The 17,109-nt window shown below is 45.0% G+C and carries 18 protein-coding genes; 7 read left to right on the top strand and 11 right to left on the bottom strand.

The window, feature by feature from the left end:
* Positions 1–25 precede the first annotated feature (25 nt).
* The 3 genes from A391_RS0108985 to A391_RS14175 all read right to left on the bottom strand — a co-directional run bounded on the left by A391_RS0108985 (position 26) and on the right by A391_RS14175 (position 3,324).
* Entirely contained in the window at positions 26–1,624 is a 1,599-nt protein-coding gene (locus A391_RS0108985) for an efflux RND transporter periplasmic adaptor subunit (protein WP_019898847.1), read from the bottom strand.
* A 12-nt stretch (positions 1,625–1,636) separates the two neighbouring features.
* On the bottom strand, positions 1,637–2,902 hold the full coding sequence (locus A391_RS0108980) for a TolC family protein (RefSeq protein ID WP_019898846.1): 1,266 nt from the start codon (positions 2,900–2,902) through the stop codon (positions 1,637–1,639).
* 92 nt (positions 2,903–2,994) lie between these two features.
* Positions 2,995–3,324 (bottom strand): hypothetical protein, encoded by a 330-nt coding sequence (locus tag A391_RS14175; RefSeq protein WP_019898845.1) that lies wholly within the window; start codon positions 3,322–3,324, stop codon positions 2,995–2,997.
* 402 nt (positions 3,325–3,726) lie between these two features.
* On the opposite strand from A391_RS14175, the gene A391_RS0108970 reads away from it, so the two are divergent.
* The 3 genes from A391_RS0108970 (at position 3,727) to A391_RS0108960 (ending at position 6,892) form a co-directional block, all read left to right on the top strand.
* Positions 3,727–5,862, top strand: a complete 2,136-nt coding sequence (locus tag A391_RS0108970; RefSeq protein ID WP_232416168.1) for a heavy metal translocating P-type ATPase — start codon at positions 3,727–3,729, stop codon at positions 5,860–5,862.
* A 45-nt stretch (positions 5,863–5,907) separates the two neighbouring features.
* Positions 5,908–6,390, top strand: coding sequence for a hypothetical protein (locus tag A391_RS0108965; protein ID WP_019898842.1), 483 nt, complete (start codon positions 5,908–5,910; stop codon positions 6,388–6,390).
* A gap of 118 nt (positions 6,391–6,508) precedes the next feature.
* Positions 6,509–6,892 (top strand): DUF302 domain-containing protein, encoded by a 384-nt coding sequence (locus A391_RS0108960; RefSeq protein WP_019898840.1) that lies wholly within the window; start codon positions 6,509–6,511, stop codon positions 6,890–6,892.
* Positions 6,893–6,895: 3 nt separating this feature from the next.
* Here A391_RS0108960 and A391_RS13880 read toward each other — a convergent pair whose 3' ends face one another.
* The 4 genes from A391_RS13880 to A391_RS0108935 form a co-directional block, all read right to left on the bottom strand.
* Positions 6,896–7,309: a DUF2703 domain-containing protein gene (locus tag A391_RS13880; protein WP_019898838.1), complete on the bottom strand. Its 414-nt coding sequence runs from the start codon at positions 7,307–7,309 to the stop codon at positions 6,896–6,898.
* Positions 7,310–7,842: 533 nt separating this feature from the next.
* The gene (gene istB / locus A391_RS0108945) at positions 7,843–8,586 is read right to left on the bottom strand and encodes an IS21-like element helper ATPase IstB (protein ID WP_019898834.1); all 744 of its coding nucleotides are present in this window, start codon (positions 8,584–8,586) and stop codon (positions 7,843–7,845) included.
* Positions 8,583–10,139: an IS21 family transposase gene (gene istA, locus A391_RS0108940; RefSeq protein WP_019898833.1), complete on the bottom strand. Its 1,557-nt coding sequence runs from the start codon at positions 10,137–10,139 to the stop codon at positions 8,583–8,585. The genes istB and istA overlap by 4 nt, the downstream gene beginning before the upstream one ends.
* A gap of 272 nt (positions 10,140–10,411) precedes the next feature.
* Positions 10,412–10,651 (bottom strand): hypothetical protein, encoded by a 240-nt coding sequence (locus A391_RS0108935; RefSeq protein ID WP_029144095.1) that lies wholly within the window; start codon positions 10,649–10,651, stop codon positions 10,412–10,414.
* A gap of 92 nt (positions 10,652–10,743) precedes the next feature.
* On the opposite strand from A391_RS0108935, the gene A391_RS0108930 reads away from it, so the two are divergent.
* Entirely contained in the window at positions 10,744–11,559 is an 816-nt protein-coding gene (locus A391_RS0108930; protein WP_019898831.1) for a hypothetical protein, read from the top strand.
* 109 nt (positions 11,560–11,668) lie between these two features.
* Here the strand turns inward: A391_RS0108930 and A391_RS0108925 are convergent, their stop codons facing one another.
* The gene (locus A391_RS0108925) at positions 11,669–12,067 is read right to left on the bottom strand and encodes a MerR family transcriptional regulator (protein WP_019898830.1); all 399 of its coding nucleotides are present in this window, start codon (positions 12,065–12,067) and stop codon (positions 11,669–11,671) included.
* Between the two features lie 91 nt (positions 12,068–12,158).
* Between A391_RS0108925 and merT the strand changes: the two genes are divergently transcribed.
* The 3 genes from merT to merA are packed head-to-tail and all read left to right on the top strand — an operon-like array spanning position 12,159 to position 14,488.
* The gene (gene merT, locus A391_RS0108920) at positions 12,159–12,515 is read left to right on the top strand and encodes a mercuric ion transporter MerT (RefSeq protein WP_019898829.1); all 357 of its coding nucleotides are present in this window, start codon (positions 12,159–12,161) and stop codon (positions 12,513–12,515) included.
* A gap of 10 nt (positions 12,516–12,525) precedes the next feature.
* Positions 12,526–12,834 (top strand): mercury resistance system periplasmic binding protein MerP, encoded by a 309-nt coding sequence (merP, locus tag A391_RS0108915; RefSeq protein WP_019898828.1) that lies wholly within the window; start codon positions 12,526–12,528, stop codon positions 12,832–12,834.
* 1 nt (position 12,835) lies between these two features.
* Positions 12,836–14,488 (top strand): mercury(II) reductase, encoded by a 1,653-nt coding sequence (gene merA / locus A391_RS0108910; protein ID WP_036316742.1) that lies wholly within the window; start codon positions 12,836–12,838, stop codon positions 14,486–14,488.
* A 550-nt stretch (positions 14,489–15,038) separates the two neighbouring features.
* On the opposite strand, the gene A391_RS13875 is transcribed toward merA, so the two are convergent.
* The 3 genes from A391_RS13875 to A391_RS13870 are packed head-to-tail and all read right to left on the bottom strand — an operon-like array spanning position 15,039 to position 16,901.
* Positions 15,039–16,058, bottom strand: coding sequence for a Y-family DNA polymerase (locus A391_RS13875; protein WP_232416167.1), 1,020 nt, complete (start codon positions 16,056–16,058; stop codon positions 15,039–15,041).
* On the bottom strand, positions 16,036–16,194 hold the full coding sequence (locus A391_RS14740; protein WP_336884729.1) for a hypothetical protein: 159 nt from the start codon (positions 16,192–16,194) through the stop codon (positions 16,036–16,038). The genes A391_RS13875 and A391_RS14740 overlap by 23 nt, the downstream gene beginning before the upstream one ends.
* A gap of 41 nt (positions 16,195–16,235) precedes the next feature.
* Positions 16,236–16,901 carry a LexA family protein gene (locus A391_RS13870; protein WP_019898826.1) on the bottom strand — a complete coding sequence of 222 codons (666 nt, stop codon included), beginning with the start codon at positions 16,899–16,901 and terminating at the stop codon, positions 16,236–16,238.
* Between the last annotated feature and the right edge of the window lie 208 nt (positions 16,902–17,109).

The following is a 17,109-nucleotide window of genomic DNA, read 5'->3' as shown; positions in this document are numbered from 1 at the left end:
ATCAGCAGATTTCAAAATCAATGCATTAATGCTCATGACTTGCTCCTGCTTTGCCAATGTCAGCCTTAATCAAATAGCTGTTCCCAGCTGCATATTTTTCCCCTGCATTTAGCCCCTCTAACACTTCCACATATTTTTCATCTCTGCGTCCCAGCGTGACAGGTCTAGCCTCAAAATAGTTGCCATAGCGACCGAATACAACCGTTTCTTCATTTAACGATTGAATACCTTCTACTGATACCGCCAATGGCACATCCGCTTCACTTGAAGTGAGTTCAATATTGACGGGCAAACCAGGCAACCAAGTTTTATCAGGATTATTGAGCACCACTCTCGCCATCGCAGTCCGCGATTGCTCACCAACCAGTGAACTCACGTAAGCTATACTGCCCAATGCATGCGCATCAAAAGCGCTCGCTTTAACAGTGACTTGCTGACCTGATTTCACTGTATTAATATCTTTGGCGTAAATGGTCATCTCCGCCCAAACTGTTGATAAGTCAGATACTTCAAACAAACTGTCGATTTCGCTTATCACTTGACCTTGACTGACTTTTTTTAATGTCACCATGCCGTCAATTGGCGAGCGGATGTCATAGCGAGCTTGCCCAGATCCACTAGCACCAGCACCTAAGGCGCCCAGCTTTTGTTGAATACGATTTAAGTTAATTTCCGCTTCTTGTAAATCATGCTGCGCCTGCAAGTAATCTTGCTGCGCTGAGATTTTCTCTTCCCAAAGTTGTTTTTCACGTTCGTAAGTGGTGCGCGCAAGGCCAACTCTTTTTTGAGCAGCCAATAAATCACTACGTACGTCTGCAATCGCTTGACTGGATACTGTCGCTAAAACTTGACCTTTACGTACGTTATCGCCAGCATTCACGCTGACCTTTTCTACTATGCCTCCGACTCTAGACACAATCTGCACACTCTTGTCAGCATTCAGCTTGATCTCACCTTGTAGTTTCAATGTACTTTTTATTTTTGCAGGACCTGCGGTCAGCACTTCAACGGCGTTTAATGTTAGCTGCTTATCGGACATTGAAATTCTGCCTTCAACCTGTTTGTAAGCAAACGTATAACTTTTGTTGTTGTAAACGGCATTGAGGTGTACATCAAACGAATGTGGCTCCATCACCGTCGCATTACTTTTTAAATAATCGTTTTCTTTAACAAAATTGAATTTTTCTGGGTTTCTGCCTAGACGCGTCAGTTCCACACTGACTTTTGATAAAGTTGGTTCCAAAGGCTTTTCATTTAAGTAGGTATATATCCTGAATTCCGGCGGTGTATCTTCTTCAAAGATTGCAATCTCTACGCCATAGTCATCCTTTACGAAAAGCTTTCCGCCATGTGGCCCTTTTAAAACTTCCGGTACTTGTGCTGTATGCTGCTTTTCGTGCGCTTCCATGGCCTTCTTATCTAAGCCTGATGACTCCTCAGGCATGCCTTCATCATGCTCTGCCTGCGCCTCGCCTTCAGAGTGCTCTTCATGTTCTTCGGTCATAGCCTTGGGCTTTTCGGTCTTTAGTATCAACGCACCTAATACAATACTGATAATGATGACCAAGATAATTGCGATCACTTGTCCGTTTTTTTTGCTACTTTTATCGAAATTAAAATTCATGATTAATTATCCTTAAGGCTTTGTTGCTTGGTGCTCTACAACTTCACCAAGAGTACGTTCTATTTCAGCAATCGATTGATGTGCTTCCAAGAGTGCGTTGATATATTGAGATTTGGCTTGATATAGCGTGCGTTGAGCATCCAACACATCCAGAAAGTTAAACTTACCCAAACTAAAGCCTCTGTTGGCAGCATCAAACGCGCTTTGAGCATTGGGTAGAATGTCACTTTGCAGCGACAGAGTTGCCTGTCTGGCCGCATTTAGTCTTTCATATTGTGTAGCCAGATTTGTTTGAATTCTGTTTTTTACAGCAATCAGTTCGTCTTCAGCTTTAAATGTGCGGCTGGCAGCCTCTTGAACATTACCTTGGTTACGATCAAAGACTGGGATTGGAATGGACAATCCAAACAAGGCCTGATTAAGCCCAATCTCTTGGTTATTCACTACCCCTGCACTGATTGTGATATTAGGGATGGCTCTGCTACGCTCAATCCTAGTCATTGCCTTTCGCGCATCAATTTCCAGTTTGGCTAATTTGACGGATGGAGCGCTATCTATTAATGATTGAAGGTTACTCAGTGAGCTTATTTCAGGAATGGTTGCAACTTCACCAGTTGCACGCTCGAAGCTAGGTGCGTTATCACCCCACAGAGCACTTAAACGTTTGCGACTATTGTTTAATTGCGTCATGGCTTGAACCAGCTCAATTTTTGCGGATGCAGCAGCAACAGTTGATTTGGTTTGCTCAACGGGTGAACTTTTGCCAGCTTTGACACGCTTAGAAGCAGCATCAAGTGCCGATTCGGCAACTACCACTGAGGACTTGGCAAGTGTCACTCGTTCTTGTGCCACCAGTAACTCATAAAAAGCCAACACCACATTAGCGTGAATTTCAGCTTTTTTAGTGGCTAGCTCGGCATCTGCTTTGCTATAGAAAGCATCGGCAGCTTCCATCCTGGCTGTACGCTTATCTCCTAGCTCAATCTCTTGGTTAAATTGAAGATAAATCTGCCGTGTAGCACTTCGGGTGTCTTGAATAGAGGTTGATACAAAGGGATTGGGCCTAGTGGCAGCTTGTACTTTTACTCCATCTATAGCCTCTCGCTCGCGTATGGCAACGGCAATATCAGGATTTGCCTTCAATGCCAGATCAAGTGAGTCTGAAAGAGAAAGATCTGTTAAATTTTGGTTTTCGGCATGTTGTAGGGCAGCGTCATTTGCCGCCAGTACCGGGATTGATAATAAAATAAATGATAAAAACAAATAACATAAACGCATAGAATTCTCCTAAAAATAAGGTCAGAATTCAGCGAGATAATGTTAATTGCTACAGAATAACTAGTATTTAAAGATGACAAAATCTCGCTGAATTAAACAGCAAGATTCCAGTTGGGTCGTTCAGGCTTCAGTGGAATAATTTCAGGATAGCTGCGATAAATACCGACTATTACAACAGACTCGATTTCTGCATCAATCACAGGCAAGTTACTAATCATTGATTTGATACTGCTTAAGTGACAGAAAGGGCAATCAGTATCAACTCCTGACTTAGAGCTGTCGCTTGATTTTTGATCGGTCACATGATTACTGTCAGCACTTTGAGAAGTATGCTTATGCGTATGGTGACCAATATGCTCAACCTTCGGACTTTCTTCGTGCTGGCAATATTGAGCAGCAACAGCCCATGTAGACTGCAACACGAATAAGATTAAAAGGATTTTAGATAATATCTTCACAAGTTAAATTTAACATATCAATAATCAATACTCAAGGAAAATGGGTGGTATAAGTAGATAATACCTGTTACAAAGTTATCCATACCAACAGCAGAAGCTCGGTGCTCCAGTTCAATATCAAGGGGGTTCTGAATTTTGTGTAACCATCGATTAATTACTGCTGCGAATTGTCTCGATTTTTGCGCGCGTTAGTTTTGCTCACTACCCAACTTTCATGTCATTGTCAGAAAGTCTGGGTCTCCATCATAACAATCACTTGACTCTATAGCCGCTGCAGGGTAGCTTAAATATTTCTCTACAAATGATAAGACTGATATGAAAGTTTGCGATTCCAATACGTGTGATTGTGCGACTGACTCATCTTCAATGATGGTCGGACCTGATCATGGGGCAGGCAAGACTGTTTTTCGTATTGACGACATGGATTGCCCGACCGAAGAAAATCTCATCAGAGCCAAGCTGACGGGGATGATCGGTGTAGCCGCGCTGGATTTCAATCTGATACAGCGGCGCCTCACCGTTACACACTCACCGGAAGTTTTGGATAACATCGTTACGGCGTTACAAGCCATCGGTTTCGAAGCGAAGATTGAATCGGGCAATGCAACCGCTGTAACCCCACAGATTGAACCAGTTTCCAAGACCAACTGGTGGCCATTGGCATTTTCAGGGGTCGCGGCTACGTTATCTGAAGTCGTGGGCTGGATTGCCGGCGTGCAAGAGTGGGCGATCATTGCGCTCGCTTTGTTGGCGATTTTGTCCGGTGGTCTGCCGACCTACAAGAAAGGCTGGGTCGCGCTCAAAAACGGCAATCTGAACATAAACGCCCTGATGTCGATTGCGGTAACCGGCGCGGTTGCTATCGGACACTGGCCAGAGGCGGCCATGGTGACGTTTCTCTTTGCGCTGGCGGAACTGATTGAAGCCAAGTCCCTCGACCGTGCGCGTAACGCTATACGCGGGTTGATGGAACTTGCCCCGGAAACCGCGACAGTTCGTCAGCAAGATGGCAGCTGGGTAGACATGCACGCTAAGGAAGTGCCACTTGGGGCGGTAGTACGCCTGCGTCCTGGAGAGCGGATCGCGTTGGATGGCGTTGTCACCAGTGGTCGGTCAGCGGTAAATCAGGCACCGATCACCGGCGAAAGCCTACCCGTGGACAAAGCTGAAGGGGATACTGTCTTCGCAGGCACTATCAACGAAACCGGCTCATTCGAATACCGTGTAACAGCAGAAGCGAGCCATTCCACACTGTCCCGCATCATCCATGCCGTAGAATCGGCTCAGGGTAGCCGTGCCCCCACTCAACGTTTTGTCGACCAGTTTGCCAAAATCTACACGCCATCCATATTTGCCATCGCACTGCTGGTCGCTATCCTGCCGCCTTTGCTCAATGGGGGATCATGGCTCGACTGGATCTACAAGGCCTTGGTGCTGCTCGTCATCGCCTGCCCGTGTGCATTGGTGATTTCAACGCCGGTCACCATTGTCAGCGGGCTGGCTGCGGCTGCGCGCAAAGGCATATTGATCAAAGGCGGTGTCTATCTTGAGGAAGGTCATCAATTAACGACTCTCGCACTCGACAAGACCGGCACCATTACCCACGGGAAGCCTGCCCAGACCGACTTTATCGCACTAACTGGTGATGACGTCACTCAGATTCACACCCTGGCGGCAAGTCTGGCGGGACGCTCCGATCATCCGGTTTCATTAGCCATTGCTCGTGCAGCTAATGAGTCTGGGATTGTGTTGCTTGATGTTGATGACTTTGCCGCCATTCTAGGACGTGGGGTGAAGGGCAGTATTGATGGTCATACTTACCAACTCGGCAACCATCAACTGATTGAAGATCTGGGCTTGTGTTCCGCAGACATCGAGGCCAAGCTCATGCCGTTGGAGCGCCAGGGTAAAACGGCTGTGCTATTGGCGAATCAGACTGGGGTGCTCGGTATTTTCGCGGTTGCCGATACGGTGCGGGATACCAGTCGTCAAGCCATTGCAGAACTGCATTCTCTCGGGGTAAAAACCCTGATGCTGACTGGCGACAACGCGCACACTGCCGAAGCCATTGCAAGCGAGGTCGGCATTGATGAAGCGAGAGGGAACCAGCTGCCGGAGAACAAGCTCACAACCATTGAGCAACTCCTGAAAGACGGAAACGGCGGGAAGATCGGCATGGTAGGCGACGGCATCAACGATGCGCCTGCCTTGGCACGCGCCGACATAGGCTTTGCCATGGGGGCAGCTGGTACCGATACCGCCATTGAGACCGCCGATGTGGCGTTGATGGATGACGACCTGCGCAAGATTCCAGCTTTCGTGCGCTTGTCTCGGGATACAGCTGCGATACTGAAACAGAACATCGCACTCGCACTCGGCATCAAGCTGGTATTTTTTATGCTTACTTTCGTAGGAATGACGACTATGTGGATGGCTGTATTCGCCGACATGGGTGCCAGTTTGTTGGTTGTAGCAAACGGACTCCGGTTGTTACGGAGATAGGGAAGTCATTCCCCTTTGTTTTATACCGATTAAAGGAGATTCAGAATGAAACGGACTGCTTTGATAGCACTATTGGTTACAGCCATTTTTTCGGCTACCCCGGCAATGGCTGAAAAAACGACACCCCAAAACGGTGCGCAAATTCAGCAAAATGCACCTAATGTGGCTGAGTTCGACAAGCAAATGAAGCAGATTCAGGAAAACATGAAGAAGATGCAGCAAGAGATGGACAAAATTCATCAGACCCAGGATCCGCAGAAGCGGCAGAAACTGCTCAAGGAGCACTGGTCGACCATGCAGAACAACATGCATATGATGGAAGGCATGTGGGGACCTGATGGCTGTATGGGAATGGGACACGACATGATGATGGGATGGGACGACATGGACGACTATTATTCCAACCTCACCCCCGAGCAAATGAAGCAGCGCCAGTACATGATGGATCATTACATGCCCATGCAGCAGATGATGATGGATCATATGATGCAGCATCAGCATGAAATGTGGGGACAACCCTCAAGATAATTAAGGCTGCGCCACACAGGGAGGCACACTAAACATGCCCGATCGATTTGCAATTGCGGATATTTAGTGTGCCTGCTGAAACCATTTAACCAAACAGTCTTGGACAATAGGAGTTTTCATGTACTACATCGTTGAAACAGATAAAACCTTCGAACAAGCGGCTACAGACCTTGAATCTGCAGTGAAGCGTCACGCTTTCGGCGTGCTGCATGTTCACGACTTGGGTAACACTCTGCGTAGCAAGGGGATTGCCTTTGGGGAGGAATGCAAAGTGTTCGAGGTTTGCAACCCGGTACAGGCATCAAAAGTGTTATCTACCGACATGCGCCTGAATATGGCACTGCCCTGCCGTATCTCGGTATTTACCGAGAAAGGCAAGACCAAGATCGGTCTGATTAGACCGGCGGATATGATTTCGGCGCTATCGCAAGATGCAGGGCTGGTTCAAGTCGCCAAGGAAGTTGAAGCGACCACCATTCAAATGGTTGACGAGGCAAAATGAACATTAACGCGCCGGCGCATCAGGGGTGGGATCTAACAACTCAGCAGAAGCGACCAAGGCAGCTTTGAGAAAGAGCTTCTCGGGAATGGCCTCGAACGCAGTTCCCTCTACCTCTATCGTTCGACACTCTGATTCACCACAAACAGAACAACAACGACTGCTGCCGACCCTTGCACCAAGCCATTCTTCCATGGGCCTGCCCGCGATCCAAATGCGGTTGGATTCAGAGGGGTTGGCTTTGAATGATTCTTCGTCTATCTCTCTGGTCTCAAGGGTTGGCTCAATACCCAAGGGGCGAAGTGCCTCCTGGAGTTTACTGATGGCTTGCTGCATTTCCAGATTGGTGGCGTTGCAGCGATCGCACGTCCTTCCTTTCGAGCTCACTAGTCTCTGCCAAATTATCGGTAATGATTTCATAGCAATGATCCTTTCAAATCAGGATAAATATACATTAAGTGAAATGAAGCTTAGTTGCCTGCTTGCCCGATAGTAATTTTCATTTCTTTACCATCAACTTCGCAAGTTCCTCTTTGGGCTGGCACTGTACGTTTGCAGTAAAGACAAGGACTAGTAGCAGTGCGATTTGTCGGACAAAGCGGTTGATGGCTGTCTGTGCGTGTTGATGCTGACAGTCAGCTTTGCGGATTTAGCAGTCATGTGTCAATTAAGCGACGCATGCTCTGTATCGAACCTGATCAGATAAAAAGACCTAAAATTTCTAAATTACTAACGCCCGCAAAATTTCATCTTCATTGCTCACCTAAATGCATCCCACACTACTCAGAAGTTGCATGACGTTCTGACCAGCAATTGCAAAGCCTATATTCGGGAATTGCATAGCAGTGTCCAGCGTTTGCAATGAAATGCGCACTAGTTGCATGAGCAATCCCCTAATTACAATTTTTTGGTAGTGGCAACAAGATGGATTTGGTACCACTACCATACCCTAATTATTCTTTTGACCTACCTTTACGTAAGGAGCCTCCCTTCAAATCGATATAATAAGCAGCATGCACCATGCGATCCAGAATGGCATCGGCAATCGTAGGATCCCCCAGAAATGCATGCCAGTGATCAATGGGATACTGGCTAGTAAGAACCAGTGCACCAACACGCAATCGATCACGCTCATCGACAACATCCAGCAAGGTTCTAGCCACCAAAGAATCAAATGGCATCAGTCCCAAATCATCAATAATTAGTACTGCAGCTTTGATCAGCCTACCTTTTAATTGCGGTAACGAACCATCTGCAGCTGCAGTTGAGATTTCTTCAGCGATCTGGCTGGAAGATCTATAAATAACAGACAATCCAAGGCGACATGCTTGAACTCCAAGTGCACAGGCCACCCAGCTCTTACCTGTTCCAGTCGCCCCAGTAAAAACGATATGCTTTGGTTGACGCACCCAGTCGCAAACCGCCAGTAAAGCAAATAACGGTTTTTCCAGGCCACGAGACTGCCTGAAATCCACATCCTCCAGACAAGCTGAGGGGTAGCGTAGTCTGGCCATTTTGAGCAGACGGTTGAGACGGCGACTATCACGCGATGACACTTCACTGTCAACCAGAATACCAAACTGCTCTTCAAATGACAGGCCACGAAATGCTGGTTGTCCAACATTAGCCTGCAGAGCATCGGCCATGCCAAGGAGTTTTAGCTCTCTCAGTTTAGAGATGGTTTGTTGCATCATCATTCTTCTTCTCCAGTTATTTGTTTGTAGTATTTACTGCCACGCACATTGGCGTGACTTACCAAAGGTTCGGCTTCTGCATCCGGTCTAGGTCGTTTATCTGCCTTACTACGAAATATTGAAAGAATGCTGGTATGAGTCATAGAATGGATACTCACCGCGTACTCACAGACTTCTTCCAGCCGGTGCGCTCCATATTGCCGTCCCAGCTTCTGGATTGCACACGCAGCCCGGATCCCATTTGCTAAATGACGATTCTCCAGCAAATGATGCTGGAATACTTTTTCTGTGGCCGCACCGACAGCCATTGCCCATTGCAACAATTGATCGGGGCTGCCCTCGGCATACTGCAAGTGGTTTGGTGACAGATGCGCTGGGTTAGTTGTATATCCACCTATAATATTGGATAAAATGTGCGTAGCTACCCGCATACCATTGTGTATTATCTCGATAGTTTTAGGCCCTGTACGGATATCGACGAATGCATGCGCTATAGCATAGGGCAGCGAGTAATAGTGCCCTTCATGCTGTACATGGTAATTGTCTCCAACACGCACCTTGAGCCGCCAAGCGGCATATTCGTAGGCCTGATCTGGTAGGGGTTTTAAAGCTAATTGATCCAGCATCTCATAACGTTGGCGGCGTGACGCCTTGTAGGCTTTCATTTCTTTGCTATTAAAAATATCCAATAGATGCAGAATTTCCGCATTCGCTTCTTCCAGAGAATAGAACTGGCGGTGACGCAATGCTGCAAGAATCCAGCGTTGGATTATGAGCACAGCTACTTCAACTAAACCTTTGTCATTTGGCTTGCGTACCCGTGCTGGCACGATGGCAGTGTCGTAATACTCTGCAAACTCTGCATAAGTTGGATTAATATGCGGACCATTTCGAGTGACTTTCGACACTGCAGACTTGAGATTGTCTGGAGTAATGATACGTGGAACACCACCGAAATATTCTAGCATCTTGACATTACAGAATATCCAGTCCGGTATCGCCTGCGACCAAACAGCAATGCAAAATGAATAACTTGATGCGCCCAATGTCGCCACGAATACCTGGGCATACCGTACACTATTATCGTCACGGTTATAGATTGGCAGCCTGCGCCCAGCAAAATCAACAAATATGGTTTCGCCAGGATGATGAATCTTGCGCATACTTACACGCTGCTTCTTTAACCAATTTTTATATATGCGTGTTGCTTGTGTGTATGAAACGCCATCTATATGCTCTATATGCCACTCCTCCCAGAGTAAACGTAGAGTCACATCTTTGTCACGCTCCATTTCTCTATGCCAAAGCAGGCAATCTGGATGCGAACGATTGGATGCTGCAAGTTCTGGCTTTTTGATAAAAGCTGCAAGAAATGCATCATCTCCAAATGCTTTAAGTTGCTCCCAAGTTACACCCAGTGTTGGTAACTGTGATGCGATCTTATTGATAGAGCCCGATGCAACGCCAACCAAATTAGCGATCTGGCGGTTAGACAAATCTCCACCCGCGCATAATAAACGCACGATTTCTCTACGTTTGAATATAGGTATTGCCATGAATAAACTCCTGTAAAAACCGCCTGCAAGCATAGTAAGGCAGGCTAAATAATTGAATGGTTAAATTCTGGTAATGGACAAAGCGAGACGTCGACCTTGACAGCCGATACAGGAGAGTAGACAATTCAAATCTCAAGGGTGCGATCTTGATGTTTTGTCAGAAGGCTTGGGTCATACATAACCCAAGCCTTTTGCGCTTTGTGGAATCTCGCAATCGATTGCAACTAAGGTCCCATGTGTTTTCCTTTCATCATTTCATCGAATCCCATTGTTTAGCTTTGAATGTTCGATTGCTTCATGAGCCATGTTGCAATATCAACGGTTAACGCAAACCAACCTCTTCGTCCTGGCAATTTAAAAACGTGTACACCTAATGCTTGTCTCTGCTGACTGCGGTGAAAAGCAGCGTAAGTTTTGAACCCTAGTGCCGCATAGAGATCTTGACCACCCATAGTCGGGCCAAACCTTAATATTAGCTGCTTCGACAAATCGGCCAGAGGGTTGTGGGTCATAGCTGAACCTTGAATTAAGTTAATTAGGGCTAATCTTGACTGCATTTACATAAATGTTCTAGGATGTGCTGAACCCCTATTCAAGTGACACCATGAAAAAGAAGCGCGGAGGACAAAGGACACATTGGGCAGAAAAAGCCAGAGTGTGGGCTTGGTATCGAGAAATTAAACGGCGCTGCAATTGGTCAGATTATGTTTTAGATTATGAGTTTGCTTGGACGGATAATGGCATGCCTTCTCGTTCGATTGACCACAGGCCAAGAATGTTTGAATGGATACGCAAAGTCGCCCGAAAACCTGCAGGGCAAGATCCGCGCTGGCGCGATATGAATTCGCTGGTTACAGCCGTTGATCAGTTCCCTTTATTTCATGGTACACAGGCACTATACCAAGCTGAATTTTGGGCTATTCTACAGGAGCAAACATCCACACCTAGTCTTGTTCAAAGGCGTGTAGATCAACTTCTACAAGCTTATGGCCTAGTTAGAATTAATCCTGACTCTGTTGTAGAAATTACCAAGTTGATCGAAAAATATGGTCGGGAACAAATCTTTGATCGCTGTTTGATGCTGTCATTGAGGAGAATGGACAATCTGTCGGCCATGGCTTTGGTCTGGCTGTTGTACTTGCAGACTGAGCCCTCCCATAATTGGCGGTTTCGAGAAATACTCGAATCGATAGCTGACAAGCAATTAGATCATTTTTTTAGCCACTATTTCTCGCTGGAATTGCATCTAACATACTACACAGATGCAATTCATACGCTTCAACACCTTAGGCTTGACATGTTGGAACGACCACCTTATGGCTTCGGATACATTGAAACTATCGGGACTTGGCCAATCCTTCCTAACGAGTTGATAAATTCCATTTCCGGAGAGCAGTTGTTCTCGCTTGATCTCCTATAAACTAAGATCAATATTGTTGTTGCTCTAAGGGTCTACGATATTCAATGTGCATCGCTTGAAGTATATGGTTATATTGATATACGATCAGCCAATTAATGTAGCTAACTATTTAGTGCTTGTGCAGAGAATCAATGATTGGACATGCTGTTTCGTAATTCTCTTTTTCGCATTTTCCAATCAGTTCTCGAAGCGTTTCGCGGATACGTTCAAGTTCAGCGATTCTGGCATTCACCATATTTAATTTTATCAATGAAGCATCATGCGTTTGCTGGCAAGCATCACAAGCTTCCATGGCTAATAACTCTTTAATATCCTCAAGCGTGAACCCTATCGCCTGGGCGCGTTTAATAAAGTGTATCTCCTCAATGCACTTTTCTGAGTAATAACGAAAGCCACCTAAGGCTTTAGCAGGCTCGGCTATCAAACCTTTACGTTGATAAAACCTGATCGTTTCAATATTGACAGAAGCCGCTTTGGCCACTTTGCCGATGGTTAGTTTTGATTGCATCACATCACCTTGAATAAATTTTAAAACAGATTGACATCGTACTATAGTACAGCCTTTATAGTACGCTTTTAACTCTATAGATGGAGATTTTATGGCACAAGATAAACTAGCGAATACCACGCTCATTGGCGGTGCAATAGCCGCGATTGCAGCTTCCGCTTGTTGTTTAGGACCGCTGATTTTAATCAGCTTAGGTGTTGGCGGCGCTTGGATATCGAATCTGACGATGCTTGAACCCTATAGACCCATTTTCATCGGCATTGCTTTGATCTGCATGGCTTTGGCCTATCGCAAAATCTACTCAGCTAAACCTGCAAATGCATGTGTACCGAATACATTGTGTGCTAAACCACAGACCAATAGAAACTATCGAGTAATGTTCTTGGTAGTGTCAGCGCTGGTGTTGATTGCTTTACTTTACCCTTACTTTGTTACTTTACTTGAATAGGAAATTGTCCATGTTGAAATCCATTATTTTAACTACCTCATTTGTGACCGCGTTGAGCACTTCAATCTTTGCATATGCGGCAATTCAGAACGTGACGCTTGAGGTTGCTGGCATGACATGTTCTTCCTGCCCTATCACTGTCAAGAAAGCGCTTAGTAAAGTGAAGGGTGTGCAACAGGTCACAACCGACTTTAAACATAAGCAAGCAGTTGTTCGCTTCGATGATACCCAAACTACCTTGCAAAAGCTTACCGATGCCACAGCGAATGCTGGTTACCCCTCTAAAATAAAAAACACATCATTAAAAAAGACGCCTTAATATGAATACAATCAATCTCAACATTAGTGGAATGACCTGTGATCACTGTGCAGGTACCCTTGAAGCCGCTTTAACAAAAGTAGCAGGGGTGGATAAAGTCTCAGTATCTTATGCTGAAAAATTAGCACAAATAACAGTAAAACCTGAAACGGATCTTAATATTGAAACATTGATCAAAACCGTCCAAGCTACTGGCTATAGTGCTCAATTGGATGACACGCAATCACCAGCTTTACCAGTAACAGTAAAATCACATAATAAGCCACTCAATATCGTCATCATCGGTAGTGGATCCGCCGCATTTGCAGCAGCACTGGAAGCAAAAGATCTGGGCGCTCAAGTCACCATGATTGAAGCTGGCACGATTGGGGGTACTTGCGTCAATGTAGGCTGTGTACCCTCCAAAATCATGATTCGTGCTGCACAAATGGCGCACCAACAAGCACATCATCCGTTCTCTGGCATTGAAACACACACACCTGGCATTGACCGTGAAAAACTGGTCACACAGCAACAGGCAAGGGTTGATGCACTGCGTCATGAGAAGTATGAATCTATTCTTGAGAGTAATCCCGAGATTAATCTGGTCAAAGGACGTGCACGTTTCAAAGACGCCAATACTGTCATTGTTACAAAAGAAGACGGCGCTAAGCAAATAATGACAGCAGATCGCTTTCTAATCGCCACAGGGCGTAGCCCAGCGTTACCTCCAATTGCTGGCTTAGCGGATAAGCCTTACTGGACGTCTACCACGGCACTTATCGCCACAGAAATACCTCAACATCTGATTGTGTTGGGGGCATCCGTAGTGGCGGTTGAGATTGCACAGGCATTTTTACGACTAGGCGCTAAAGTAACCATGCTTGCCCGTTCAACTCTGCTCTCTAAAGAAGACCCAGACATTGCAGACGGCTTGCAACAAGCACTAGTTGCTGAAGGGATGGTCGTCATGTCACACGCGATTGTTAATCATGTTAAGCATGAAGACAATTTGTTTCATTTGACTGTGGGTGACGAGACGATAAGAGGCCATCAGCTGCTTGTTGCAGCTGGGCGCACACCCAATACGAGAGATCTTGGCTTAGAAAATATTGAATTGAATATGACCTCACAGGGTGAAATCATTGTCGATGCACAGATGCGCTCTTCATTACCGAATATCTTTGCCGCAGGTGACTGCACCGCATTACCGCAATACGTCTATGTAGCCGCGGCCTCTGGGAAAACAGCGGCGCGCAATATGACAGGGAATGAAGCCACATTAGATCTTGCGGCTATGCCTGCGGTGATTTTTACCGACCCACAGGTGGCGACTGTAGGCCTGACAGAACAACAGGCGCAAGCACAGGGTTTACAGGTTGAAAGCCGCAAATTAGGCCTAGAAAATGTGCCACGTGCACTGGCTAACTTTGAAACCACGGGATTTATTAAAATCGTCGCTGAACAAGAAACTGGCCGCATTGTTGGTGTGCAGATATTAGCGGCAGAAGCAAGTGAAATGATTCAAACAGCGGTGCTTGCAATCCGTCATCGCATGACTGTACAAGGCATAAGCCAAGAATTATTCCCATACCTAACGATGGTGGAAGGACTGAAGCTATGTGCTTTGACCTTCTTTAAGGATGTTAAACAGTTGTCTTGCTGTGCAGGGTAATTGAAATATTTGTTATTTAATACTGAAAGTAACATTGGAAAATCAATGTAATCTTTACTTTATAATTTAGATAGGCCATAAATCTTACTTACCACACCTGGTCCTCAGAGTTGGTTAATGCCGTGTAAAGTTTGTGGCCTTTTCTAATTGTGCCGCATCTATGCAATATAAATGCAATTTTATGATTCATACAATTCAATGAACTTATACTTTAGGCAGGAGTTGTATGAGCATTTGGCAATAGTTAACAATATTCATCATTAAAAAAACAGTGTGAGCAACCAAGTCGACTTTGGCGAGCACTTCATTTAGAAATTAGGTGATCAATTTAATGAAACTGGTCGACGCCTGCTTTATGTAATTATCGATGGTCTTTTCAGACTATTTTAGGTGGCTTTTTTGCGACTGTAATAAGTGGCTCTTTTGGGTAAGAATACGCAGTCTTAACATTATTTATATGATATAAAAAATTATAAGGTGCATTTGAAGAGATATTTTGCACTTTTCATATTGTTCATTCTCTTACTTACCATTTATAAAAATATATACTTTAATCTTCAATCACCGGCAAATCTTTCCACTTAGTAGTCCAGCAGGGGCTCTTATTTGATTGCCGCATAGCCCAAGGTTTCGCAAAACCTTCACTGGCCACCTTGATTGCTGATCTTCCCCATTTTTTATTGATTGCATCCATAGCGGCCATCAATTTGTCAGATTTTGGGTTTGACTGCGCTTGGCTGAATAGGTCGGTTTGCACGCCTTCTAACGGTACAATCTCTCCCAACATAACTCCAGCTTTGGAATAGTTAAAACCAGGTCGATAAATCTTCTTTAATGCCCATAAAGCTACATTCACCAGGCGCCTTGAATCATCAGTAGCAGTTGGCAGTGGTATGGTAACGGCATTGGAGTAATACGGCTGGTCTGGCTTAAATTCACTAGTTCGCAAGAACACATGTACGCTACCAGCTGCGGATTTTTGTGAACGTAGTTTTTCAGCTGCACGGCACATATAAGCCGTAACTGCCTCTGAGATTTGTACCAATTCAGTAATAGGCCGGCCAAAGCTTTTGGAGCTCATAATTTGTTGTTTGGGTGGCGGAACTTCTTCCATCTCAATGCACATCACGCCATTCAGTTCACGTATGGCTTTTTCCATCACAACACTAAACTGTTCCCTCAGCCGATTGGGATCAGCATTTTTCAAGTCCAATACGTTACAAATGCCTAATTCAATTAATTGAGGTGCAAGACGACGACCAACACCCCATAAATCGCCAATTTCCGTTTCAGACATAACTAGATTAACTTCTTCAGGAGACATAGCGTTGAAGTTACAAACACCATTAAACTCAGGACGTTTCTTAGCGCAATGGTTGGCAAGCTTTGCAAGTGTCTTTGTAGAGCCTATTCCAACGCGTACAGGAAGCCCTAGTCCTTTTAAAACTGTTCTGCAGATGTCATGGCCATAGTCAGTTAGGTTGATGCGTTTAAACGCTGTTAGATCCAAAAAACATTCATCAATAGAGTAGATTTCCTGATCAGGACTAAATCTTCGTAATACTGCCATGTTTCTTGGCAAGGTCTTTGTACTTAAACCAAGCGCCTGCCATGGCCACACCTAATGCTTTTGCTTCATCGCTACGTGAGACTGGGCAGCCATCGTTATTACTAAGGACTACAAGCGGCTTTCCTCTTAAGAAAATGTTATGTACGCGTCGGATTCACAGTAAATTTTTGGGATCGACTAACGCAATTTGGCGAACGGGTTGTTCTTTTTGTTGCGTCGATTGAACCATGTATTTATTACCCCTACCACTCGGAAGTCATCAAATTCAGTAATGGTGACCGTAGGGAAGTCCTCTGTTGAATGTGGGATTAATTGGTAGTGACCGTCTTTTGTTTTACCCAAATACTTAACAGTTTCCTTTCCGTTTAATTCAGCCATCACAATATCGCCAGGTTGAGCTTTTTTAGATCGATCAACTACGGCGACAGTGCCGGGTGCTAACCCAGCAAGTATCATAGATAAACCACCGATGATTTTAAAGAATGACATTTCTTTGTCATCCATTAAGTAATCCTTAATCTCTAGCTCGCCTTCCATCCAGTCTTCAATCATATTGCCGAAGCCCGCATCAAGCTTGGCACCACCTATTGGAAGCGTGAGTGGCTCATCATTAAAAACAATATGGAAATCTTCTAGCTTGGTGTAAAAGCTTTCGTCCAAATAAGTATTGGATTTGAGCTTCTTTTCATAAGCATCCAAGAAGCTGAGAATGATGGGCTTTTGGCTATCTGGTACACGAAGAACAGAGGTAGATTCTTTGAATTTACCTGTACCGATTCGGCGTCCCAATACCTTTTTGATATTACGTTTAGGCTTGGGAAATAATTTGGTGTCTTCATCCATGCATTTATTGTAACAATAATTGTATGGATAGATAAAGAATATTTAAATAAAAGATTTAATTAATATTTTAGGAGCAGGTTCACTAGATAAATAACCTTCTGGTGCAAGGTTCAGGAATGAAGGTGCTTCTGAGCTTTTGGCTTCTAACCAAGGCAAATACTGATGTTATGTGAGGACATCAACTGACCGTTTTTCATCGGCAGGCTTA

The sequence above is a fragment of the Methylotenera mobilis 13 genome (assembly GCF_000384255.1).
GTDB lineage: Bacteria > Pseudomonadota > Gammaproteobacteria > Burkholderiales > Methylophilaceae > Methylotenera > Methylotenera mobilis_B.
This window is presented reverse-complemented; position numbering and strand designations above follow the sequence as displayed.

What these genes read in the sequence shown, in the direction of transcription:
- A391_RS0108985 (WP_019898847.1), bottom strand. Translation starts at nt 1,624, where the DNA reads ATGAATTTTAATTTCGATAAAAGTAGCAAAAAAAACGGACAAGTGATC.
- A391_RS0108980 (WP_019898846.1), bottom strand. Translation starts at nt 2,902, where the DNA reads ATGCGTTTATGTTATTTGTTTTTATCATTTATTTTATTATCAATCCCG.
- A391_RS0108970 (WP_232416168.1), top strand. Translation starts at nt 3,727, where the DNA reads ATGATGGTCGGACCTGATCATGGGGCAGGCAAGACTGTTTTTCGTATT.
- A391_RS0108965 (WP_019898842.1), top strand. Translation starts at nt 5,908, where the DNA reads ATGAAACGGACTGCTTTGATAGCACTATTGGTTACAGCCATTTTTTCG.
- A391_RS0108960 (WP_019898840.1), top strand. Translation starts at nt 6,509, where the DNA reads ATGTACTACATCGTTGAAACAGATAAAACCTTCGAACAAGCGGCTACA.
- A391_RS13880 (WP_019898838.1), bottom strand. Translation starts at nt 7,309, where the DNA reads ATGAAATCATTACCGATAATTTGGCAGAGACTAGTGAGCTCGAAAGGA.
- istB (WP_019898834.1), bottom strand. Translation starts at nt 8,586, where the DNA reads ATGATGATGCAACAAACCATCTCTAAACTGAGAGAGCTAAAACTCCTT.
- istA (WP_019898833.1), bottom strand. Translation starts at nt 10,139, where the DNA reads ATGGCAATACCTATATTCAAACGTAGAGAAATCGTGCGTTTATTATGC.
- A391_RS0108935 (WP_029144095.1), bottom strand. Translation starts at nt 10,651, where the DNA reads ATGACCCACAACCCTCTGGCCGATTTGTCGAAGCAGCTAATATTAAGG.
- A391_RS0108930 (WP_019898831.1), top strand. Translation starts at nt 10,744, where the DNA reads ATGAAAAAGAAGCGCGGAGGACAAAGGACACATTGGGCAGAAAAAGCC.
- A391_RS0108925 (WP_019898830.1), bottom strand. Translation starts at nt 12,067, where the DNA reads ATGCAATCAAAACTAACCATCGGCAAAGTGGCCAAAGCGGCTTCTGTC.
- merT (WP_019898829.1), top strand. Translation starts at nt 12,159, where the DNA reads ATGGCACAAGATAAACTAGCGAATACCACGCTCATTGGCGGTGCAATA.
- merP (WP_019898828.1), top strand. Translation starts at nt 12,526, where the DNA reads ATGTTGAAATCCATTATTTTAACTACCTCATTTGTGACCGCGTTGAGC.
- merA (WP_036316742.1), top strand. Translation starts at nt 12,836, where the DNA reads ATGAATACAATCAATCTCAACATTAGTGGAATGACCTGTGATCACTGT.
- A391_RS13875 (WP_232416167.1), bottom strand. Translation starts at nt 16,058, where the DNA reads ATGGCAGTATTACGAAGATTTAGTCCTGATCAGGAAATCTACTCTATT.
- A391_RS13870 (WP_019898826.1), bottom strand. Translation starts at nt 16,901, where the DNA reads ATGGATGAAGACACCAAATTATTTCCCAAGCCTAAACGTAATATCAAA.